The sequence below is a fragment of the Mesorhizobium sp. M7A.F.Ca.CA.001.10.2.1 genome, from assembly GCF_003998575.1.
Classification (GTDB): domain Bacteria; phylum Pseudomonadota; class Alphaproteobacteria; order Rhizobiales; family Rhizobiaceae; genus Mesorhizobium.
Window position 1 is genome coordinate 1 of sequence record NZ_RZQY01001078.1, and the last position, 1,181, is coordinate 1,181.

Genomic DNA, 1,181 nt, shown 5'->3' on the forward strand with positions numbered 1-1,181 from the left:
CCCCTTGCCGCAAAGACCTTCTAGGGTTAAACCCATTTTATTTCTTTTTACCCATTTGAATAAAAACCAAGAAAAAAACCAAAAAAAATCAAAAACCGCCACAACTGTCGATATCGAAAGTATTATTGTAATTAATAATATAAACGGATCATTGGTAGGTATGGTCATATCGTCAGCCCCCTAGTTATGCCCTAGGGGGCTGAATAACACGTTTCTTTTGACTTCGCTATCGTTGGTGCAGGGCCCCTGATTGCCGCTTTCGATCACCACTGCTGCCGCCTTCGCGTCGATAGAGGCGATGCAATTCTGTTTCTGGCTGAACTCTGCCGCAGCGAGGCCCCAACAGATTACGATCACCCGTGCGGGCTTCCGTCATCTGCCTACGGCAGCTTCTCCCTGTTCTCACGCAAAATACTCCTGCAGCGGCCTGACCTCGAGGCTCCCCGCCTTCAGCGCAGCAATCGCTTCCGCCACCGCAGCCGCACCCGACAACGTGGTGTAATACGGCACCTTCTGCATCAGCGTCGCCCTGCGCAGCGACTTCGAGTCCGACACGGCCTTCTGGCCGTCCGTCGTGTTGAAGACGATCTGCACCTGTCGGTTGCGGATGGCGTCCTCGATGTGGGGGCGGCCTTCCAGGACCTTGTTGATCTTCTGCGCGTCGACACCGTTTTCGGCGAGGAAGCGGGCGGTGCCCGAGGTGGCCAGGACCTTGAAGCCGAGGCCGGCAAGGCGCTTGACCGCCGGCAATATGCCTTTCTTGTCCTCGTCGCGCACCGAGACGAACAGCGTGCCGGAACGCGGCAGGTCGACACCGGCCCCTAACTGGCTCTTGGCGAAGGCGAGCGCGAAATCGCGGTCGAGACCCATGACCTCGCCGGTCGAGCGCATTTCCGGGCCGAGCAGGATGTCGACGCCGGGGAAGCGGGCGAAGGGGAAGACCGCTTCCTTGACCGCGATGTGGCCGGGGTTTCTGGGGTCGGGCATGGCGCCGTAATGGGCGAAGGCGTCTTCCAGTTTTTCGCCGGCCATGATGCGGGCGGCGATCTTGGCAATGGGCCGGCCGATGGTCTTGGCAACGAAGGGCACGGTGCGCGATGCGCGCGGGTTGACCTCCAGCACATAGACCGTGCCATCCTTGATCGCATACTGCACGTTCATCAGCCCGCCGACATTGAGAG

The 1,181-nt window shown here is 58.9% G+C and carries 1 pseudogene; it reads right to left on the bottom strand.

From position 1 onward, the window contains the following. Nucleotides 1-402: 402 nt before the first annotated feature. Nucleotides 403-1,181, bottom strand: a pseudogene (locus EN964_RS35195) (carbamoyl phosphate synthase large subunit); the annotation flags it as partial.